This is a genomic window from Butyricimonas paravirosa, assembly GCF_032878955.1.
GTDB classification, from domain to species: domain Bacteria; phylum Bacteroidota; class Bacteroidia; order Bacteroidales; family Marinifilaceae; genus Butyricimonas; species Butyricimonas paravirosa.
In genome coordinates this window covers 2,190,604-2,208,209 of sequence record NZ_CP043839.1, presented here as the reverse complement: position 1 = coordinate 2,208,209, position 17,606 = coordinate 2,190,604, and the positions used below count along the sequence as shown (strand labels likewise).

At 42.2% G+C, this 17,606-nt stretch carries 20 protein-coding genes; all 20 read left to right on the top strand.

Annotated elements, in window-relative coordinates; genetic code table 11:
- Window positions 1-9: 9 nt before the first annotated feature.
- The 20 genes from F1644_RS09245 (at window position 10) to F1644_RS09150 (ending at window position 17,556) form a co-directional block, all read left to right on the top strand.
- Window positions 10-1,002 carry a sugar-transfer associated ATP-grasp domain-containing protein gene (locus F1644_RS09245; protein ID WP_087422551.1) on the top strand — a complete coding sequence of 331 codons (993 nt, stop codon included), beginning with the start codon at window positions 10-12 and terminating at the stop codon, window positions 1,000-1,002.
- 16 nt (window positions 1,003-1,018) lie between these two features.
- Window positions 1,019-2,092, top strand: coding sequence for an ATP-grasp domain-containing protein (locus F1644_RS09240; RefSeq protein WP_118305118.1), 1,074 nt, complete (start codon window positions 1,019-1,021; stop codon window positions 2,090-2,092).
- Window positions 2,093-2,094: 2 nt separating this feature from the next.
- Window positions 2,095-2,718 carry a sugar transferase gene (locus F1644_RS09235; protein WP_027201710.1) on the top strand — a complete coding sequence of 208 codons (624 nt, stop codon included), beginning with the start codon at window positions 2,095-2,097 and terminating at the stop codon, window positions 2,716-2,718.
- Between the two features lie 14 nt (window positions 2,719-2,732).
- Window positions 2,733-3,230: a GNAT family N-acetyltransferase gene (locus F1644_RS09230; protein WP_027201709.1), complete on the top strand. Its 498-nt coding sequence runs from the start codon at window positions 2,733-2,735 to the stop codon at window positions 3,228-3,230.
- A 32-nt stretch (window positions 3,231-3,262) separates the two neighbouring features.
- Window positions 3,263-4,477, top strand: coding sequence for a carcinine hydrolase/isopenicillin-N N-acyltransferase family protein (locus F1644_RS09225; protein WP_051465904.1), 1,215 nt, complete (start codon window positions 3,263-3,265; stop codon window positions 4,475-4,477).
- Window positions 4,478-4,568: 91 nt separating this feature from the next.
- Window positions 4,569-5,738 carry an aminotransferase class I/II-fold pyridoxal phosphate-dependent enzyme gene (locus tag F1644_RS09220; protein WP_118305192.1) on the top strand — a complete coding sequence of 390 codons (1,170 nt, stop codon included), beginning with the start codon at window positions 4,569-4,571 and terminating at the stop codon, window positions 5,736-5,738.
- Between the two features lie 7 nt (window positions 5,739-5,745).
- A complete protein-coding gene (locus F1644_RS09215) occupies window positions 5,746-6,516 on the top strand; it encodes a polysaccharide biosynthesis/export family protein (protein ID WP_034502565.1) in 771 nt (256 codons plus the stop codon).
- 17 nt (window positions 6,517-6,533) lie between these two features.
- Window positions 6,534-8,885, top strand: coding sequence for a GumC family protein (locus F1644_RS09210; protein WP_229782479.1), 2,352 nt, complete (start codon window positions 6,534-6,536; stop codon window positions 8,883-8,885).
- A 5-nt stretch (window positions 8,886-8,890) separates the two neighbouring features.
- Complete coding sequence (locus tag F1644_RS09205) at window positions 8,891-9,589, top strand: tyrosine-protein phosphatase (RefSeq protein WP_118305119.1); 699 nt, start codon at window positions 8,891-8,893, stop codon at window positions 9,587-9,589.
- Window positions 9,590-9,677: 88 nt separating this feature from the next.
- On the top strand, window positions 9,678-10,019 hold the full coding sequence (locus F1644_RS09200; RefSeq protein WP_118305120.1) for a hypothetical protein: 342 nt from the start codon (window positions 9,678-9,680) through the stop codon (window positions 10,017-10,019).
- Complete coding sequence (locus tag F1644_RS09195) at window positions 9,913-10,293, top strand: hypothetical protein (RefSeq protein ID WP_147378876.1); 381 nt, start codon at window positions 9,913-9,915, stop codon at window positions 10,291-10,293. Before F1644_RS09200 ends, F1644_RS09195 begins: the two co-directional genes overlap by 107 nt.
- Window positions 10,294-10,479: 186 nt before the next feature.
- Window positions 10,480-10,788, top strand: a complete 309-nt coding sequence (locus F1644_RS09190) for a nucleotidyltransferase domain-containing protein (protein WP_168044550.1) — start codon at window positions 10,480-10,482, stop codon at window positions 10,786-10,788.
- 329 nt (window positions 10,789-11,117) lie between these two features.
- On the top strand, window positions 11,118-11,753 hold the full coding sequence (locus F1644_RS09185; protein WP_118305121.1) for a DUF6266 family protein: 636 nt from the start codon (window positions 11,118-11,120) through the stop codon (window positions 11,751-11,753).
- Window positions 11,750-12,124, top strand: coding sequence for a 3TM-type holin (locus F1644_RS09180; RefSeq protein ID WP_118305122.1), 375 nt, complete (start codon window positions 11,750-11,752; stop codon window positions 12,122-12,124). The genes F1644_RS09185 and F1644_RS09180 overlap by 4 nt, the downstream gene beginning before the upstream one ends.
- A gap of 120 nt (window positions 12,125-12,244) precedes the next feature.
- Complete coding sequence (locus F1644_RS09175) at window positions 12,245-12,850, top strand: N-acetylmuramoyl-L-alanine amidase (protein WP_118305123.1); 606 nt, start codon at window positions 12,245-12,247, stop codon at window positions 12,848-12,850.
- Between the two features lie 151 nt (window positions 12,851-13,001).
- On the top strand, window positions 13,002-13,634 hold the full coding sequence (locus F1644_RS09170; RefSeq protein WP_087422559.1) for a hypothetical protein: 633 nt from the start codon (window positions 13,002-13,004) through the stop codon (window positions 13,632-13,634).
- A gap of 10 nt (window positions 13,635-13,644) precedes the next feature.
- Window positions 13,645-13,809 carry a hypothetical protein gene (locus F1644_RS09165; protein ID WP_158571966.1) on the top strand — a complete coding sequence of 55 codons (165 nt, stop codon included), beginning with the start codon at window positions 13,645-13,647 and terminating at the stop codon, window positions 13,807-13,809.
- A gap of 406 nt (window positions 13,810-14,215) precedes the next feature.
- Window positions 14,216-14,824, top strand: coding sequence for a V-type ATP synthase subunit E family protein (locus F1644_RS09160; RefSeq protein ID WP_118305125.1), 609 nt, complete (start codon window positions 14,216-14,218; stop codon window positions 14,822-14,824).
- Between the two features lie 71 nt (window positions 14,825-14,895).
- Window positions 14,896-15,732, top strand: a complete 837-nt coding sequence (locus tag F1644_RS09155; RefSeq protein WP_118305126.1) for a DUF2764 family protein — start codon at window positions 14,896-14,898, stop codon at window positions 15,730-15,732.
- Window positions 15,733-15,795: 63 nt separating this feature from the next.
- Window positions 15,796-17,556: a V-type ATP synthase subunit A gene (locus tag F1644_RS09150; RefSeq protein WP_168044551.1), complete on the top strand. Its 1,761-nt coding sequence runs from the start codon at window positions 15,796-15,798 to the stop codon at window positions 17,554-17,556.
- Window positions 17,557-17,606: the final 50 nt, after the last annotated feature.

Here is a 17,606-nt window from a genome sequence, read left to right as displayed (position 1 = left end):
TTGTTAAACATGAAACATCTCATTTATTTTTGTTACTATCTCAAGATTACCAATTGGTGTAAATTGAGAGAGCATCGTAATTTCGTAAAGAAAGCTTACGGTTTATCCTGTGGGTATCAAATATGGGATATGATTTGTACAACGTTAAGATTGGGTACGGCTTTTCACGAGTACTATTATTATGGTTTTTACAAAAAGCCCATGAAAGAGAGGCGAGAGTATGCTTCTATGGGTTTTATGTATGAGTTTCAGAAGAAAAATAATCCACCGCAAAAACGAGTGATACTATCTGATAAAATTAAGTTTTTCGATGCTTATAAGGAATTTTTAGGACGTTCGTGGATGAATCCCTTGTTGGGATCTGTTAAAGATATTGCCGCATTTATTGCGGGGAAAGAGAAGATCGTTCTGAAAGGTTCCACGGGAGGTGGAGGGAAAAACGTGAAAATTTTGAGAATTGCGGGAAATACTCCTGAAAAGATACTGCAACTTGCTCAAGAGTTACATTTTGATATTTTAGAAGAGTTTGTTTATCAGCATAATGATTTACAACGATTGGCTCCCAATAGTTTAAATACGGTGCGTTTTATCACGCAATTGAATCAAGACGGAGGTGTTGATATGATCGGAGCCAGCTTAAGAATGGGGATTTATAAAAATACTGATAATTTATCTTCCGGTGGAATTACTGCTAAAATAAACGTGGAAACAGGAGTAATAGAATCGGACGGAGTGTCGTTTGATATTACGTTACCAGATTATAAGGTTCATCCTGTTTCAAATATGAAAATTCAGGGTTTTAGAGTTCCTTATTGGAAAGAGGTGCGGCAACTTTGTGTGAATGCTACTTCTAAATACGGTGATAATAAATCAATAGGTTGGGATGTTGCCATAAAGCAAGATGGGCCTATTTTGATTGAAGGAAATCATGATTGGGGGGCAAGAGTATGGCAAATGCCGGCAGGAACAGGATTGAAAAAGATTTTATCAAAATATATCTAATCAGATTATTGTACCAATGAAAACAATTTTAATTACAGGTATTGGTGGAATGACTCCTCGTTCCATAGCTCGATTTATAAAAAAGCATTATCCCAGCTATAAGATTATAGGTATTGATGCGAATCCGAAAGCATTGGGTTTTTATATGCAAGGCTTAATTGACAAAGGATATGTTGCCCCAAGGATGGATAATCCTGCTTATTGGGAATTCGTGATAAACCTGATCAAGAGAGAATCCATTGATTATGCTTTTGTGCAACCGGAAGTTGAAGTTATCGGCTGGGAAGTGTATCGTAAGGAACATGGCACTTACCCTTGTCCTACTTTTATACCACCGTTAGAATTGGCAACAACTTTGATGGACAAATCGATCATGGCAGACATCTTGAATGGTTCTGTGTATATTCCCAAGACGATAAAGGTCACTCAAGATAATCCACATTTTGAAGAGGTTGAGAAAGAAATAGGTTTCCCTTGTTGGATAAGGGCGACGAAAGGTTCCGGGGGACTTGGTTCGTTAAGATTGGATAGTATTGATAATTATAAATCTTGGCTTTTTATCAATAAAGAAATTCCCGAATTTACTGTTTGTGAATTTTTGACTGGACGCCATCTTGCCACACAGATGTTATATATTGATGGAGAATACTTAAAGGGTGCTGCATTGGAATGCGCAGAGTATGTGATGGCTAATTTGGTGCCCTCTAAAGTTACTGGTAATACTTCTTTTGGACGTTTTTTGAATGAGGATCGAATCTTGTCGTTTTGTAATAGCTGTATTGAATATATTTGTAATAAATTGAACTTAAAGGCTCATGGTGTATTGAGTTTCGATTTGAAGGAAGATCGGGAAGGAAATATGAAGGTGACGGAGTGTAATATTCGCCATATGGCTTATACAGGGATTATGTCTGAAATCGGTTTTGACTTGGTTGGAGATTCCATGCGTTATATAGAGGCGGGGAATGCTTATGGGATAGAACGAGCACCTTATTATCACTATGAAAAACCTTATATTTTCTTGAGAGACGTTGATATAGAACCTATTATTTTGGATAGAGAAAGTGAATTGTTAGTTTCTTATGAGTGATTATGTACAAGTATTTTTTTAAGCGCTTGTTTGATTTTTTTATTTCATTGGTGGTCCTACTCTGTTTGAGTCCCTTGTTGTTGATTATTACCATTTGGTTGCATTTTGCGAATAAAGGAGCTGGTGTTTTTTTCTGCCAATCCCGCCCGGGTAAAAATGGGAAAATTTTTAAAATAATCAAGTATAAATCAATGACAGATGAGAGGGATGAGCATGGAAATTTTCTTCCGGATGTACAGCGTTTAACTTCTGTTGGACGATTCATAAGGGCAACATCTATAGATGAGCTTCCTCAATTCATTAATGTATTGATGGGTGATATGGCATTGATCGGGCCTCGTCCTTTGCTAACAGAATATCTACCCTATTATAAGGAGCGAGAAAAGTTGAGACATGTAGTTAGACCAGGTATTACGGGATATACACAGGTGCATGGAAGGAATAATCTTTCTTGGGATGAAAGGTTGGAAATGGATGTGTATTATGTTGAGCATCTTTCATTATGCTTGGATATAAAGATTGTATTACGTACGGTCGTGAATGTGATTACACGTAAGGATGTTCAAGTTATTACGGGAGATCAGGTAACCAGTAAACTTAGCCAACAACGGCAGATATGTAAATAATCGACCAATTAATTATGTTTGAGGTAGAAAATGTATTCAGGGGTGTAGAATCCAAACTTCAGATAAATGAAGATGTGAGTATTTATATCGGGCAGCCTCGAGAAGAGTTTTTTTATCAATACGTTTGTGATTATGATAGTGATTTTTATGAACCACTTAGTGTGCGAGTAAATTTGGTCGCTTTTGCAGAGAAAATTAGTCGGTTATCGACCATGTTTGTCGTTGTTTCAAGCAGTCATGTGGCAGGAATTGTGGCTTCGTATTTTTATGATGTTGAGAGTCGAAAAGGTTTTATTACGTTAGTGCATACGAAAAAAGAGTTTAGAGGGAAACGTTTAGCTTATCGCTTGATAGATGCTGTTGTGCATTACGCTAAAATGAAAAATTTTTTGAATGTAGATTTGGTTGTCTATAGAGATAATGTTGCTGCATTCAATCTGTATTTGTCCTCTGGTTTTGATCTGATTTCAGATGACGGTGGTAGATGTACATTAAGGCGTGTAGTGAAATAATTGAGAGATAAATCAAATAAAGATTGTTTGAAATGAAATTTTTCTTGTTTATATTTTTTGTTTGTTTTGTTTATCAAAGTAGAGCTTGTACTTCTGCTATTATTTCGGGGAAAGTGACAAAAGATGGGCGTCCGTTAATGTGGAAACATTTTGACAATGAGCAACAATTGAATAAGAAAGTTCTTTATTTGTCTGGCGGGAAATATTCGGCTATGGCGATTGTAAATGCCGGGTATAAGGAGAATAAAACGATCTGGATGGGATATAATTCAGAAGGATTTGCAATTATGAGTACTGATTCAGGAAATTTGCGTGATTCCGTTCGGGTTGAGACGAATATGTCCGGGGTGTTTATGAAGGAGGCATTACTTAATTGTGCGTCCGTGGAGGAGTTTGAGTCTTTTTTGAAGAATTATCCTAAACCTCATGGTTTTCGGGTGAATTTTGGTGTTATTGATGCGAGAGGGAATGGGGCGTATTTTGAGACGAATAATTTCACGTATGTTTGTTATGATGTAAATGATGCCAGAGTTGCTCCTAATGGTTATTTAATACGCACGAACTATTCTTTATCCGGTTTGCAGGGGAAAGGGCATGGATATATACGTTATAAAACAGTTGAAAAAATATTAGAACGTTATGGAGGTAAAAGATTGGATATTAATTTTTTATTGAATTCTGTTTGTTTTTCTTTGGAAAATTCTTTAAGTGGGCAGAAACTTCAAGATTTTGAAAATGCACGGGAACATGAGAAACATTATATGTATTTTCAGGATTGTATAAATCGCTATTCCACAAGTGCTGCTGCTGTCATTCAAGGGGTGAAAAATAATGAAGATTCGGGGATGACAACGATGTGGACGATAATTGGTTTCCCTTTGACATCGGTGGCGATACCTGTCTGGTTGTCGACCTCGGGAGAATTGCCTTCAATAATTACAGGGAACGGAGAGAAAAAATCTATGCTTTGTAATTTTTCTCTTCAATTGAAAAAAACACTTATTGCTGCAACTTATGGTGATATGAGGTATTATATAAATACAACAGGATTAAAAAATATAGAGGGAACTGGAATTTTACAACGCATTGATCCCGTGAGAAAAGAGGTGTTTCAACGTGGAATTGGATTAAAAGAGAAGTTGAAAAACGAGAAAGGAAGAGACGGGAAGATTAAAATGTATTATGAGTGGTTGGATTCTTATTTAAAGAGGGAATTGCAAGGAATAAAAGAATTGTACGTAAGATAATTATTAAAAAAATTTCAATATAGAGTTTCAAGCGGGACGGGATGAATGAATCTCGTGATGGCCCGTGGCGGGACGTTTACTGTTTACATGTATGGATCGAAAACGAATTTATCTTTGCTTGGCACACATGAGCGGCAAGGAACAAGACTTTATTAAAGAGGCGTTTGATACGAATTGGGTGGTTCCATTGGGACCGAACGTGAATGCTTTTGAAAAGTCCTTGCAGGACTTTCTAATTGAAAATGGAAAGTTGAAAATTGAGAATGAGGGAAAACAGGTGGTGGCGTTGAGTGCGGGGACGGCGGCGTTGCATTTAGGATTGATCTTATTGGGTGTGCAAGCGGGGGACGAGGTGATTTGCCAGAGTTTCACGTTTTGCGCATCAGCGAATCCGGTGACTTACTTGGGAGCAACGGCTGTTTTCGTGGACTCGGAAGAGGATACTTGGAATATGAATCCCGTGTTGCTGGAGGAAGCTATACGAGACCGGATCGCAAAAACCGGACGGGAGCCGAAAGCGATTATCCCGGTGCATTTGTACGGGATGCCGGCAAAGATGGACGAGATTTGTGCTGTGGCCGAGAAATATGGGATCCCCGTGTTGGAGGATGCCGCAGAGGCGTTGGGATCGGAATATAAGGAGCAGAAATGCGGTACTTTCGGGAAGTTCGGGGCGTTGAGTTTTAACGGGAACAAGATGATCACCACCTCGGGGGGCGGGGCATTGATTGTCCCTGATGAAAAGGCGAAAAAGGCGGCGATGTTTTACGCTACGCAGGCTCGGGAACCGTACCCTTACTATCAGCATGAGAAGATAGGTTATAATTATCGGATGAGTAATATTTGTGCCGGGATCGGGTTGGGACAGATGACTGTATTGGAAGAGCATGTGGTTCACCATCGTCATGTACATGAGTTATACGAACAAGCATTTGCCAACGTGAAAGGGATCGAGTTAAAATCGAATCCAGACGAGCGGTTTAATGCTAATTACTGGTTATGTACAATACTAATAGATAAGGAGGAGACAGGAGTGGATTGTGAAGAATTGAGAGTGTTCTTGGATCGTAAAGGGATTGAAACCCGGCCACTCTGGAAACCAATGCATTTGCAGCCGGTGTTTGCGGGCAGTCCTTGTTACGTGGATGGAACTTCGGAGAAATTATTCGAGAAAGGATTGTGTATTCCTGCTGGGCCTTGTGTGATGGATGAGGATGTAGCTTATATTGTGAGTGAGATAAAAAGTTGTATCTGTAAATAGTTAAAATATGCATTTGATAAAGAACGTGATCATGTTGATATGGGCTGCGGGATTGTTTGTTTCGTGTGCTTCGAGCAAGAAGGTGGTGTATTTGCAGGATGTTGATGTAAACAAACGGATTAAAGCGGAGTGTGAATATAAAACCGTGATTCATACGGATGATTTGTTGTCGATTATAGTGTCGTGTGATGATCTGGAATCAGCACTACCCTTTAACACGCCGATGATTGGTTTGGGGCGTGAAGTAAATACAACCTCTAGCCAGCAAATTCCGAGGGGGTATCTCGTGGATAAGAATGGTGAGATTGATTTTCCCGTGTTGGGGAAATTGAAGGTCGAGGGAATTTCGAGAAACGAGTTGGCGGAAATGTTGAAAGAGAAGCTGTCGGAGTACTTGAAGAACCCGATCGTGACTATTCAGTTCCAGAATTTCAAGGTGACGATATTAGGGGAGGTGAAAGCTCCCGGTAGCTATAAGGTCGTTAGCGAGCGGGTATCGTTGTTGGATGCACTTGGAATGGCAGGGGACTTGCAAATAAATGGTAAACGGAAAAACGTTTTGGTGATGCGGGAGCAAGGAGATGAGAAGATTTTTGCCCGAGTAGATTTGACATCAAGTGATTTTATTGATTCACCATTTTTTTACTTGCAGCAGAATGATGTGGTTTACGTGGAACCGAACAAAGGACGGATTGCCGGGGGAAGTGTCAGCACGTTCTTGCCTTATATCTTATCAAGTTTGTCGACAATCGTGGCCTTGATTTCTTTGACAAGATAGTTCCAGATTAATAATATATGAAAATGATCAATCAAGATAATAATTTGTTACAGACAGAAGAAGAGGAGTATTTTGATCTGAAAACTTTTTTCTATAAAATTTTGGCCCGTTGGTGGTGGTTTGCTATTAGCATACCGTTATGCGCTCTAATTGCTTTGTATATTTGTTTTAGTTCTACTCCGGTGTATAAGGTGGGGGCGAAGGTGATGATTAGCGATTCGAAAAAAGGGGAGGTCGGGGTAAATCCGATGTTAAAGGAATTGGGGTTGTTTCAAGGAACGATGATGGTAGAGAATGAGATCGTGGAGTTGAAGTCTAAAAATTTGATATTGGATGTAGTAAAAGAGTTGGAGCTAAATGTGGATTATACGAGGGAAAAGGTATTGAGAGAAGAGAAGCTGTACAAGGATTCTCCTTTTCGAGTACTCGTGGATTTACCGGAGAATATCAAGGATACAACCTTTTACGTGATTGCAAAGGGGGCAGATAAGATTGAGGTATTGGATGCGGATAAGAACGTGATGTTCGAGGGAAATTTTTCTCAAGCGATATCAATGGGAGACTACCGTATGACCGTGGAAAAAAGTGATTCGTTATTACAAGTTGGAGATGAGATTCGAGTGGATTTATTAACTTACGGGAAAGCAGCAACGGATTTTCACAAGCGTTTGGAGATAAGTTTGTTGGAGAAAAATGCTAGCGCTGTGGGTGTTTCGTTAAAGGAAACGAATCCGGGGAAAGGGGTAGATTTCCTTTACACGATGATTCGGCGTTACAACCAAAATGGTATAGAGGATAAACAACTCGTGTCAGAAAAGACGGTTGAGTTTATCAACGAACGTCTTCGGGTCATTAATCAGGAATTAGGGGATATTGAGAATAGTGCGGAAACATTTAAAAAGACGAACCAGTTAACTAACTTGACGTCGGATGCAGCTCTTGCCATGGAACAAAAGAAGGCGACTGATGCTGAATTATTGAAATTGGGTACCGAGATGGATGTGGTGAAGAGTGTGCGTGCTTACTTGGAAGATAGACGAGGAGAAGAGTTTAGAATATTACCGGAACAGTTAGGGTTGACAGATGAATCTCTTAATAGTGGTATCAGTAAGTATAACGAGATGATTCTTCGTAGAGGGAAATTGTTACAATCGGCTCGGGAAAGTAACCCGATCGTGTTGGGTTTGGAAGCTCAGTTACGGGATTTAAAGAGTAGTATTCGGTCGGCTATTGCTAACGTGGAGAATGGATTGGATATAAAGATTAAGAGTTTGGAGCGGGAAAGCCAACAGGTGGAGGATAAATTAACTTCTGTGCCGACACAGGAAAAGCAGTATCGTTCTATTGCCCGAGAGCAGGAGTTGAAGGAGAACTTGTTTTTGTTCTTAATGCAAAAACGCGAAGAGGCGGAGATCGCCAAGTTGATGTATGTGCCGATGGCTAAGATCATAGAGAATCCGGATCCGGGGGAACATCCAGTGGCTCCTAGAAAAATGCTTATATTGTTGTTCGGAATGTTCATGGGAGTGGTGCTTCCCGTGGGAATCATGTTCGTGGCGGATATGTTGGATACAAAAGTGAGAAATGCTGATGAGGTGGGAAAAGTGGTAAATGCCCCGTTACTTGGAACTTTGCCGCAATTGCCGGAAGAGAAAACGTCGATAGAGAGCGAGGACTGGATGATGTCGGAGTCGATGCAGTTGATCCGGGAGAATTTGAATTACCTGATCAAGCGAAAGGACACGCCCGTGATCATGGTGTCATCGACGATACCGAGTGAAGGAAAATCTTTGGTCGCGGCGCATTTAGCGAGTGCCTACGCCCGGGCAGGCAAGAAGGTGATCGTGATCGGTTGTGACTTGCGTAACCCGAGGTTAAACGAGTACTTCAAGAGAGAAGGCCGGAAGGGATTATCGGCTTACCTGGCCGGGATGGTTGATGACCCGGGAATGCTGGTTGAGAAGGTAAATGATAACCTGCACGTGATATTTGGAGGAACGGTCCCCCCGAACCCGACACAGTTGATAGCTAGTCCCCGGATGGGAGAGTTGCTGGCGTGTTTGAAGAGCGAGTTCTCGTGTATTATCCTTGACACGCCGCCGCTGGGTATCCTGGCTGACGGTTTCTCGTTGAGCGAGTACGCGGATGCTTGTGTTTACGTGGTTCGTGCGAACGTGCTTGATAAAAAAGGTCTGAGGGTTGTTGCCGACCTGGAGAAGGGTGGTCGTTTGGCGAACCTGGGAATCGTGGTGAACGGGATCAAGGTCAGTCGTTCCGGTGGTTACGGGTATGGTTATGGCTACGGGTACGGTTACGGGTATGGCTATGGTTACGGACAGGATGGCAAGGATAAAAAGAAGAAAAAATAACGATCATGGACTGGTTTAAAAGAAGGAACAAGCAATATTTTTCTTACGATCATGACATCCATTCTCATATTCTACCGGGATTGGATGACGGGGTGAAACGGGTAGAGGATTCCGTGGTGATCGTGAAAAAGATGTTGGAACTGGGGGTGAAACAGTTTTCTTTTACTCCTCATATTTCTTTTCCGTCACCGATGAACACGCCGGAGATAATTCTTGAAAAACTGAACGAGCTGAAAAAATGTTTATTGAAGGAGAAAATTGAAATTGAGGCGGATGCCGGGGCGGAGTACAAGATCGGTGAATACATGATAGATTTGATCCGTCAAGGGAATATCGCCTCGTTTCACGGAGGAAAGGTGCTGGTGGAACATAGTTTCGTGGCCCCGTCTCCGGTTTTCGAGGAGGTGATTTTTCGTCTGCAGGACAAGGGCTACACGCCCGTGTTGGCACACCCGGAGCGTTACCCGTTTTACGCGAAACATCTGACGGAACGGGTGTGGGAGTTGAAACGACGGGGATGCCGGATACAAGTGAACTTGCTGTCGTTTGTGGGTTTTTACGGGAAAGAGGCAATGGCAGGGGCAAGGGAGTTATTGGTGGCAAGGTTGATCGATCATTTTTCCGGGGACATACACTCGGTGAAACAGGTGGAGTTGTTGGAGAAATTCTTGAAATCGAAAGAATCGGAAAAGTTATTGGTTTAAGATTTACAAATTTGTATTTAAGCGGAGATATAACCTCGGACGAAGAGTGTCCGAGGTTTTTTAATTTATAAATTTTAATATTTAAGTTATGAAAGAGTTATTAAACGCAAGGTTTTTCTCTTGGTTAGAAGAGTGTAGTGGGAAAGATGTCACGAAAGATGAGGTAGAACTGGTCGTCGGGGAATTCGTGGCGGATTTGGAACGGATGTGTGATAAGGAAAAGAACTACAAGGAAGAGGTGCGGGTGTTGGAACGAGTACGAATCCGCCTGCACGTTTGGGATGAAGTGTGCCAAGCGAGTGACGGATCGGGGAAAAAAGGGAATGCTCGGGTATTGCGTGGAGGCCGTGTTACAACGGGTAGAGGCCGAGATCCGGTTTTCCCGAGAGCGGAAGGAATACCCGGAGAGGTATGCCGGGAGTTCGGATGATGGACCGTTGGCGGTCTGGACATCGAACAATAACAAAATGGAGATAGCGGAACTGATGCTGGGAATTTATCTGGCGAAGGTGTTACGCACGCCGGACGGGATGTTGATGGAGTATCGAGAGGTTATCCGGTTGGCCGAACGGGCGTTTGGGGTAAAAATTTCGAATCACAGGGAGTTGAAGCGGGATATTTTTAAACGGACGAACGAGCTGGTGATTTTCCTGAAACGGTTGATCTTTTTGATTGAACAGGAACGGGATAAGAAAGATGCTTGACAGGAGGGAAGGCGTGGTAAAAGTTTTTTGCCACGCCTTTAATTTATACAGTTTAATATCGGTTCTGAAAGAATTCATTAAGTCAATAAATATTTATTTATAATGAATAAAACACGTTTTAGCTGCCTGTATATCTGAGAAAAAATATTAATTTTGTGTGATAACTGATTTATAAGGAGGACTATCATGAATCGATTACAAGTTATATCTCAAATTAGAGAAGCTCTACATCGGATTGCTCCGGGCATTAGGGTTATTCTTTACGGAAGTGAGGCAAGGGGGGATGCTCACCCAGATAGTGATATTGATTTGTTGTTATTGTTAGATAAAGACGTTATTACCTTGGAAGATCGAATGGCCTTGACTGCTCCATTGTATGATATAGAATTACAAACGGGCATACAAATTAACCCGTTCATAGAATCTATGCGTAAATGGGGAAAGCGTTTTACACCATTTTATGAAAATGTAATGAAAGAAGGAGTGGTATTATAATAATCGTTCTGAAGCCGATTATGAAGATTTTAAGAATTTTGACTTGGCTACAGTGGAAGAATTTTATCCTTTGGTTTGTGAGTTTATAAATTTGATCAGAGAGCGGATTATTTCTAATAAGTTAGATTAATAGTAATTTACTCAATAAAAACTTAATAAAAAGAGGCTTGAGCGATGTGCTCAGGCCTCTTTTTTTATTGATAATAATCAGTGGCTTGTGGGAAGATGGAAACACACGTGGGATGGTGTGTAGTGATGAAGTTTCGGGGGTGTTGTAGTTTTGTCGTTAGAAAAATGAGAGAGAGTATTCATTTAAAAAACGAGAAATTATGGCATCATTTAAAAATGATTTTGGATTAAGCGGGAAATTGGGGGATGTGATTATTTATCAGATAGGTAACAAGTCGTATGCAAGAAGAACGTTTCGAGCGAATAATCCGAAGACAATGAAACAACAGGAAGTGAGGGCGAGATTTTTAGTTGCAATCCGGTTTTACCAGAAGTTGAAAGAGACTTCGTTAAGGAGGATATTGAAGGTGTCTGCTCAAGGAAACAGTTTCAATGGTTATACGTTTTATCTTGAAAAAAATATGAAGGTGTTCTGTGCGGATGGGCGTATCGGAGATTTCTCTCAACTTCAGTTTTCCGCGGGAAAGAGACAACGAGTGTTTCATTTAAGAGGACAGATTGATTTGGAAGGTCGTGTTTTATTACAATGGGAAAAGGTGGGTGGACGAGGATTTGTGGAGGATAATGATCATTTGATGGTGGTCGTGTTACATGAAGGGAGGGCGTTTTGTCCGAGGGTGTTGGAGAATATAGGGGGTGTGCGGAAAGATGGTGTGGCGAGTTTTACGATTGACGGGTGGAAGGGGGAAACGTTGCATTTGTATTGTCTCTTTATTTCGCCTGATGAGAAGCAGTTATCTATGAGTCAGTATGTACGTTTACAGGGAAGGAAATGAAGCCGATAGCAGATGTTGTCAATGCTATTAGCGGGGTGATTAATGGCTTGACGCTCCCGGCACGGGAGAAGAAAGAGTTACAGGCGGAGATATTGAGATTGGTGTACGAGCGGGAACGTGAAATGATTGAAGCTCGGGCTGGCGTGATAAGAGCCGAGGCTGCTGGGAATTGGCTACAGCGTTCGTGGCGGCCATTGGTGATGTTGATATTTGCTGTTATTGTACTTATTGGCACTTTCACGAGTTTGCCCATGTTGGCGGATACTTCCCGGTTCTGGGATTTGCTGGAGATTGGGTTGGGCGGGTACGTGGTGGGGAGGAGCGGGGAAAAAATGGCGGGGGCCATTTTTAAGATAAAAGATAAAAACTAATCAATTTTAGATCCTATCGATTAAGTGATTTAATGATTTTCGATTAAGTGATTTTAATCACCCAATCATCGAATCGGCAATCACGGAATCTTTTTCATTCTAAATTTTAAACTTTTTGTTATGGATGTATTTTCAAGTTCTAATTCATCTTTTTCAATTGTCAATCACCGGTTAATGGGTGGTGGGGTGATTCATCTGGAATGCCCGAAGAATAGACGTGGACTAGGAGAGCCGGATATGATTATTTTACATTACACGGCAGGTATGGATGCCATATCTTCAGCAAAATTCTTGGTAAAGCCGGATGTGAAGGCATCGGCGCACGTGGTGATCGGACGAGACGGGCAGGTGATACAGATGGTGCCGTTTAATATCGAGGCGTGGCATGCCGGGAAGAGTAGTTACGGGGGAAGGAACGAGCTGAATCATTGCTCGATCGGGATTGAGCTGGATAACCTGGGGCAGTTGCGACTGGAAGGGGGAAAGTTCGTGGCGGAATGTGGTAAGGAGGTTCTCGTGGGGGAAGTGTACACGGAAGATTCGGGAGAGGTGCCGACGTACTGGCATGATTACACGGACGTGCAGATGCGGGTGTTGAACGAGGTGTGTGGTTTACTGGTGGATACTTATCCCATCGGGGACATCGTGGGGCATTCGGACGTGACGTCGAGGAAAGTTGATCCGGGACCGGCGTTGAGGGTGGCGGACTGGATTAAATTCTACTAATTTTAAATTTTAGATTTTAGATTTCAGCGCACGGGGCTGCGTTTTCATTCTAAATTAAAATAAGTTTCTTGCATTTTTCGTGTAGGGCCCATGCGGGGAGTGCGGAATCATTTTAAATTTTCTGATTTATTCATTTTTAAATTTTAATGTTATGGCAAAATTTGATTCTTATTTATTGGGTAAGGTAACGAAAACCCTTGGTAACGTGACGATGTGTTACATGAACAAACAGAATATCGCTAGGGCGAGGATATTCTCGAGAAAGGATAAGCCGACTTCGGAGATGTTGGATCAGCGAGCCCGCATGAAGGTGTTGATCGAGTTGTCCCGTTTCTTGTTGCCGGTTGTGCAGAAAGGATTCGTGGGAATTGGGAACGGAACTACTTCGAATGCATTCGTCGCGAAAAACATGAAAGCGGTAGACGTGGACGAAAAACACGTGGCAACGGTAGATTACGAACGGTTGAAAATGGCTACTGGAGTTCAGGATGTTCCGGAAGTCTCGGTCACGTATTCCTCGGAGAATAAAATGTATTCTTTCGAACAGGAGATGCAGACGGAGGAGAACGGGTTCGCTTTGGTTGACGATCTGGTGTATGCCGTGGTGTTCGAGAGCGTGTTGATGCGGGTGAAATTGATCTCGTTAAGAAGTCGGGGGGAGAACGGCAATACCAGCGTGGCACTTCCGAAAAATTGGAACCATGCGAACGTGAAGATCTATTGTTTTGCAACCTCGAAGAACGGGAAAAGTATTTCGCCTAGCCAGTATCTCACGGTTGAGTGATTTTAAGGTTATGATGAGCTTATACTTTTTCACGGGAATATTTTTCACGCTGAGTTTGAATGCTTTTTTCACGCAGTTGGCAAATGATTTTGTCGCGGGAGTGTTAAGCATCGTGGGAGGAGTGATCAGCTCGGTCGTGGTGGCTTGGTGCAAACGTCGGTGGGAACAACATTGATGCGGATGGGGAGTGTCAAAATCTTTTGACACTCCCCTAGTTCGTAAAGTTTGTAAAGTCCTTGCTAATTTTAGATCCTACTAATTTTAGATTTTAGATTCCAGCCGCACGGTCCGACGCTTTTTGATTTCCAACTTTTATCTTTTAGTTTTTAACTTATAGTTTATAACACGGCTTCGTTACGCTATGAATTTTGTCTCTTTTATGGTTTGAGTGGAACCCTTGATGGTGGAATTCGTATCTGATACGGGGATATTTTTAGGAGTTTGCTTGTATAATTTTTATTTGTTATTGTCAATGTTTTTTAATATCTTGACGCCGTTTTTCTGGATTACTGGCACATTTATTGACACTTAGTTTTAATGAAAGTTTGTAAGATAAAATTAATATATAACACGTTTTTAGTATGGAGAATAAATTAGATATTTTGACCCAAAAGCTTTACAACGAGGGGGTAGATAAGGCTCGCCAGGAGGCGGAGAATATCATCAACCAGGCAAAGCAAGAGGCCGAAAAGATTATTGCCGATGCGAAAGCGAAAGCAGCACAGATGAATGCTGATGCGGAGACAGAGGTTTCTAACTTGAAAAAGAAGGCCGAGTCTGAAATGACGTTAAGTGCGCGCCAAGCTATCACGGCTTTAAAACAGGCAATCACGAATCTGGTTGCCGGGGATGTTGCCGGGGATGTTGCCAAGATCGGGTTCGAGGAAAAGGCTTTTATTCAGGAGTTGCTTATGACGATCGTGAAGAAGTGGGATGTTGCCGGTGGAAACCTGAACATGGAAATTCTTCTTTCCGAGGATGAAAAGGCGAAGTTCGAATCGTTTGTTGCGGCCAAGTACAAGGATCTGTTGGATAAAGGTCTTGAGGTAAAGGTGGGTAATTTAGAAGAAGGGTTTGTGATCCAGCCTAAAGATGGTGGTTTCCAGATTGCTTTCTCCGAGAAACTATTTGAAGCTTTCTTTAATCAATATATGAAAGGCTTCACGAAAAAACTGTTATTTAAGGATTGAGTGATTGGGTGATTATAGATTAAGTGATTGAATCACAAAATCGTTGAATCATTAAATCACGGAATCACAGAATGAATAATATGATATTAAAAAATAATTACTACTGTTTTATTGCAGGACTACCGGAGGTCTTTCTGGATGATCGGAAACTAGCGTTGTCCGTGAACGGGTTTCGGGAGTTGGCTCGGGAGGCTCTGAAGAAGGAGGATGTGAAGTTGATGGAGTTGTTTTTTCTGCCTGCCGATAATAAACAAGTTCTGCGGTTGCTAAATAAAATGGCTCCCGATACCCATCTTGAAACAGTATATCCATTACAACGTCTGGAAGACGAAATCACCGAACCGACGAATTCTTTACCTGCTTACCTCAATCGATTTATCGCGGATTTTAAAGGGGAACATTTGAAATATGATGTTTCTCCGGAGAATGTGTTGAGTTGGATGTATTACGATCACTTGATGAAGAGTGGTAGTAAGTTTGTCCGGAATTACGCGGAATTCGTGATGAACGTGAAGAATCTGGAGACGGCCTTGACTTGTCGGAAGTACGGGAAAGAGGTTGCCCCGGAGATTATTGGTGATAACGTGTTTTCTAAGGCGCTGAGAACTTCGAACTCGAAAGATTTCGGTTTGGGGATGGAATTCCCGTACGCGGAGAAGGTGATTTCTCTGATGGGAAATACAAACCTTGTCGAACGGGAGAGAGGACTGGATTTACTTCTTTGGGATTATATCGAAGAGGCCGTGGTTTACGAGTATTTCTCCATGGAGAAGGTTTTGAGTTTCATGCTTGAGCTGATGATCGTTGAGCGATGGAGCAAGATGAGTTCCGAATCGGGACGAAAAGTCTTCATGGAAGTCGTGGATAAGTTCAGAAAGAGTTTCGAGTTTGCGGAAGAATTTAAGTAATTGGGTGATTTTGAGATTGCCGATTAGGAGATTAAGGAATCAGAATAATTTACAAATAGAGATATGAATAAGACACAAGGAAAAGTTCATAGTATTATTTCCAACCTTGTACTTGTGCGTACCGAAGGACCGGTATCTCAGAATGAGATTTGCTTTATCCAGCTTGGAAACGAGCGGTTGATGGCCGAGGTGATCAAGGTTGTCGGGGATATTGCTTATGTACAGGTTTTTGAAAGTACCCGGGGATTGAAACCCGGTTCCCTCGTGGAGTTCGAAGACCACATGTTGGAAGTTACATTGGGTCCCGGTTTGCTGTCAAAGAATTTTGACGGTCTTCAAAATGACCTGGATAAGATGACGGGTGTATTCTTGAAACGAGGAGAGTACACGAACCCGTTGGAAGAAGATAAAAAATGGAGTTTTACCCCGTTGGCCAAGGTTGGTGATAAGGTGACCGGTGCCGATTGGTTGGGTAACGTGAAGGAAAACTGGCTGGATCATAAGATTATGGTACCTTTCAAGTTGAAAGGGGAATATACCATCGCGTCAATTGCCGTTGCCGGGGAATACACGATAAAGGACACGATTGCCGTGCTGAAAGATGAGGCCGGAAAAGAGATTCCTGTTACGATGATCCAGAAATGGCCGGTGAAGGTGGCTATCCGTAATTACGTGGATAAACCCCGTCCTTCCCGTCAAATGGAGACCGGAGTACGTGTTATCGACACGATGAACCCGATTTTGGAAGGGGGAACCGGTTTTATTCCGGGACCGTTCGGTACGGGAAAGACCGTGTTGCAGCACGCGTTGTCCCGGTTTGCAGATGCTGATATTATTATCATGGCTGCCTGTGGTGAGCGTGCGAACGAGGTGGTGGAGATCTTTACCGAGTTCCCGGAATTGGAAGACCCTCGTTCCGGTCGTAAATTGTACGAGAGAACCACGATTATTGCTAATACGTCCAATATGCCCGTGGCTGCCCGTGAGGCGTCCGTGTACACGGCTATGACGATCGGGGAATACTATCGTTCCATGGGAATGAAGGTGTTGTTGCTGGCCGACTCGACTTCTCGTTGGGCGCAGGCTTTGCGTGAGATGTCCAACCGTATGGAGGAGTTACCGGGACAGGATGCGTTCCCGATGGACTTGTCGGCTATCATTTCAAACTTCTACGCTCGTGCGGGAATGGTGTACTTGAATAATGGTAAGACGGGTTCCGTTACTTTTATCGGTACGGTATCTCCTGCCGGTGGTAACTTGAAAGAGCCGGTGACGGAGTCCACGAAGAAAGTGGCACGTTGTTTCTACGCTTTGTCTCAAGCACGTGCGGATGCGAAACGTTACCCGGCAATCGATACGTTGGAATCTTATTCAAAATACTTGGAATATCCGGAATTTATCGAGTTCGCCAAGAAGAATATTTCCGATACGTGGATTGCTGATGTGAACGAGGCTCGTAATATGTTGGTTCGCGGTCGCGAGACGGCAGAGCAGATTGATATTTTGGGCGATGATGGTGTACCTTTGGAATATCACGTGGTATACTGGAAGTCCGAGTTGATTGACTTCGTGATTCTGCAACAGGATGCTTTTGACAACATTGACGGTTCTACCGCGATGGAGCGTCAGAAGTATATGCTGAATATGGTACTGGGTGTGGTTCGTTCCGAATTTAATTTTGACACGTTCGAAGAGATTAATCCCTATTTCAAACGTATCATTAATGGTTTCAAACAGATGAACTATTCCGAATATCAATCGGAAGCGTTCAAAAAGTATGAGGCAGAAGTGAACGAGATCATTAACGAAAGAAAAAAGAAATAAATTTAGTGATTAGGTGATATAATGATTAAGTGATTTGACTTTATATTGAG

Excerpts from the sequence above, each read along its gene's own strand:
- F1644_RS09245 (WP_087422551.1), top strand. The coding sequence starts at position 10 with ATGAAACATCTCATTTATTTTTGTTACTATCTCAAGATTACCAATTGG.
- F1644_RS09240 (WP_118305118.1), top strand. The coding sequence starts at position 1,019 with ATGAAAACAATTTTAATTACAGGTATTGGTGGAATGACTCCTCGTTCC.
- F1644_RS09235 (WP_027201710.1), top strand. The coding sequence starts at position 2,095 with ATGTACAAGTATTTTTTTAAGCGCTTGTTTGATTTTTTTATTTCATTG.
- F1644_RS09230 (WP_027201709.1), top strand. The coding sequence starts at position 2,733 with ATGTTTGAGGTAGAAAATGTATTCAGGGGTGTAGAATCCAAACTTCAG.
- F1644_RS09225 (WP_051465904.1), top strand. The coding sequence starts at position 3,263 with ATGAAATTTTTCTTGTTTATATTTTTTGTTTGTTTTGTTTATCAAAGT.
- F1644_RS09220 (WP_118305192.1), top strand. The coding sequence starts at position 4,569 with ATGGATCGAAAACGAATTTATCTTTGCTTGGCACACATGAGCGGCAAG.
- F1644_RS09215 (WP_034502565.1), top strand. The coding sequence starts at position 5,746 with ATGCATTTGATAAAGAACGTGATCATGTTGATATGGGCTGCGGGATTG.
- F1644_RS09210 (WP_229782479.1), top strand. The coding sequence starts at position 6,534 with ATGAAAATGATCAATCAAGATAATAATTTGTTACAGACAGAAGAAGAG.
- F1644_RS09205 (WP_118305119.1), top strand. The coding sequence starts at position 8,891 with ATGGACTGGTTTAAAAGAAGGAACAAGCAATATTTTTCTTACGATCAT.
- F1644_RS09200 (WP_118305120.1), top strand. The coding sequence starts at position 9,678 with ATGAAAGAGTTATTAAACGCAAGGTTTTTCTCTTGGTTAGAAGAGTGT.
- F1644_RS09195 (WP_147378876.1), top strand. The coding sequence starts at position 9,913 with ATGCTCGGGTATTGCGTGGAGGCCGTGTTACAACGGGTAGAGGCCGAG.
- F1644_RS09190 (WP_168044550.1), top strand. The coding sequence starts at position 10,480 with ATGAATCGATTACAAGTTATATCTCAAATTAGAGAAGCTCTACATCGG.
- F1644_RS09185 (WP_118305121.1), top strand. The coding sequence starts at position 11,118 with ATGGCATCATTTAAAAATGATTTTGGATTAAGCGGGAAATTGGGGGAT.
- F1644_RS09180 (WP_118305122.1), top strand. The coding sequence starts at position 11,750 with ATGAAGCCGATAGCAGATGTTGTCAATGCTATTAGCGGGGTGATTAAT.
- F1644_RS09175 (WP_118305123.1), top strand. The coding sequence starts at position 12,245 with ATGGATGTATTTTCAAGTTCTAATTCATCTTTTTCAATTGTCAATCAC.
- F1644_RS09170 (WP_087422559.1), top strand. The coding sequence starts at position 13,002 with ATGGCAAAATTTGATTCTTATTTATTGGGTAAGGTAACGAAAACCCTT.
- F1644_RS09165 (WP_158571966.1), top strand. The coding sequence starts at position 13,645 with ATGATGAGCTTATACTTTTTCACGGGAATATTTTTCACGCTGAGTTTG.
- F1644_RS09160 (WP_118305125.1), top strand. The coding sequence starts at position 14,216 with ATGGAGAATAAATTAGATATTTTGACCCAAAAGCTTTACAACGAGGGG.
- F1644_RS09155 (WP_118305126.1), top strand. The coding sequence starts at position 14,896 with ATGAATAATATGATATTAAAAAATAATTACTACTGTTTTATTGCAGGA.
- F1644_RS09150 (WP_168044551.1), top strand. The coding sequence starts at position 15,796 with ATGAATAAGACACAAGGAAAAGTTCATAGTATTATTTCCAACCTTGTA.